Origin of the sequence: Hydrotalea sp. AMD (assembly GCF_004100315.1) — a bacterium.
Lineage (GTDB): Bacteria > Bacteroidota > Bacteroidia > Chitinophagales > Chitinophagaceae > Hydrotalea > Hydrotalea flava.
In genome coordinates, this window is the sequence record NZ_SCKY01000076.1 from 1 (window position 1) to 1,915 (window position 1,915).

At 34.9% G+C, this 1,915-nt stretch carries 3 protein-coding genes; all 3 read left to right on the forward strand.

From position 1 onward, the window contains the following. A partial coding sequence (locus EO766_RS18065; RefSeq protein WP_287101631.1) for a hypothetical protein occupies positions 1-194 on the forward strand: 194 nt, incomplete at its 5' end. 1 nt (position 195) lies between these two features. Next, on the forward strand, positions 196-1,374 hold the full coding sequence (locus tag EO766_RS18070; RefSeq protein WP_287101777.1) for a hypothetical protein: 1,179 nt from the start codon (positions 196-198) through the stop codon (positions 1,372-1,374). Positions 1,375-1,481: 107 nt separating this feature from the next. Next, a partial coding sequence (locus EO766_RS18075; RefSeq protein ID WP_287101778.1) for a hypothetical protein occupies positions 1,482-1,915 on the forward strand: 434 nt, incomplete at its 3' end.

Genomic DNA, 1,915 nt, shown 5'->3' on the forward strand with positions numbered 1-1,915 from the left:
ACATTTTTCAAAAGTTGTACAATGGGGAAACAGTCGAAAAAGAATACTTTACACTTTCAAGTGTAATGAAATATTTAACCGATTACGAAAAAAGAGAAGCACAAAAGGTAAGTAGAAAATCCACTGATTATAAAAAGTGTTCAGGTTGGGTAATCAACTTCGGAAAACGAACAGACTTAATCGAGGTAAAATAAAATGGCTTATGATTTATATGTACCTACATATCCAATCAAAATAAATGATTTTTCAATTAACCCTAACCTTGCTTATGAGGGTTTAACTTTAGATAATGGTTATTATGCCACGGCGGGGGGAACTAACCCGGCTGTATTGTATCAAATTGGGTATAACTCAAATCAAGGCACTATTAAATTAGATCACGTTAATTACAACAGTTCAAACACAAACGGTTTTAAACCTTTGTCAAATAAAGCCCCAATTTTAGTTTATGGAAATGAAATTTATACTTTATTTAACGGTAAAATGTGGGTTTTTAATAATCAAGGAAAAACAATTAGAGTTAGCCCACAACTGCCCGCAACAATTCCTAACTTAGAAAACGGTAGCCTTTTATTGTCGCCTGTAGTTGCATTTCCCCGAATTGACGAAAGCGGCAACGCTGTTTGTTTTGTAGCCTATCCTTCGCCCTCGTCTTATTTTTCAAGCCCGGCAGGATATACCAAAAATTATTTGGTTTGTAAAGAATATTCTTTTTCTAATTTTAATTTGTTAAGAACTTATGTAGTATATTTTAACGACAAAATTTTATACCCAACACCTTCAAGCGGAACTTTCACTTTTGATTTTTCTTTTATCGGCAAACGTGTTTTTGCATTTTTGCGTTACACATTATCAGGAATTTTACAGCCAACATTAGACGGGGATTTTGGCGTACCTTTAGATCAAACGCAAACAACAGTGTCTAGCAGAAAATCCGAGGGAAATATTCAATCTTATTTTTACAGTAACAATTTCTATCAATTGTGGACTAGCGCAACATCTCCATCACAAAACGATAGCAATATACAATCAAAAAACTACAGCAGTGGTAATGCGTTACAACTTGTTTCATACGCGCCTAATCCCAATTATTGGGCACTTGTTAACAATGCAACACAAGACCCTTATTTGTACATTAAAGGAATAAACACATCATTACTTATTCCGAAATCTTTTTTAGATGTTGTGACAAACACAAACGTTACTGTACCTAGCGGCACATTTTCGGCAACAATTTACAATGACAATTTAAGAGCCGGGGCATTGTGGAAATATACTTCGGCAAACAAAAACTATCTTTTTGTTCCCTTTATTGGAAAAGTAAATTATACTTTCCCAATAACCAACTACACATTAGGAAAGGAGTTTAAATAATGCCTACACCCAAAACTTTTGAGACAATGAATCTACTTGTACCAGCGTTTGGAAACACTCGGTGCTTACCTGTCACTTTTCCATTACCTCCAAACAACATTCTTGATATGAACGAAGTTGTAGTTAATGATGTTCCATTTATTCCGCAATCGGTTTCAATTGACGCCACATCGGTTCCTACAACTGAATATGTCACTTTTACTGTTTTGCAATTGGGATACAAAAGAATAGTAAAAGGGGGAAAAGTATCACAATTTAATTTTCCTTCAATTAAAAATATGCAAATTTCGGTTGTCCCTTCCGATGGAGTGTCAACAGTTAAAACGTTCTTTTTTAATTTTCCATCTTTTATTGATGAACAAGGCTCCACAGATGTAACGGTGGGGGGAAGTATTAATCTTAATTCTTTACCGCCCCTTACAGCAACAAACAGATTAACCGTGTCTAAAATTGTAACAGGCGCGGTAACAAATGGCGCGGTAGCGCTTATAAGCACATCAACTACGCAAACAATTAAACTTCATTCTTTGTCAATTTCAAA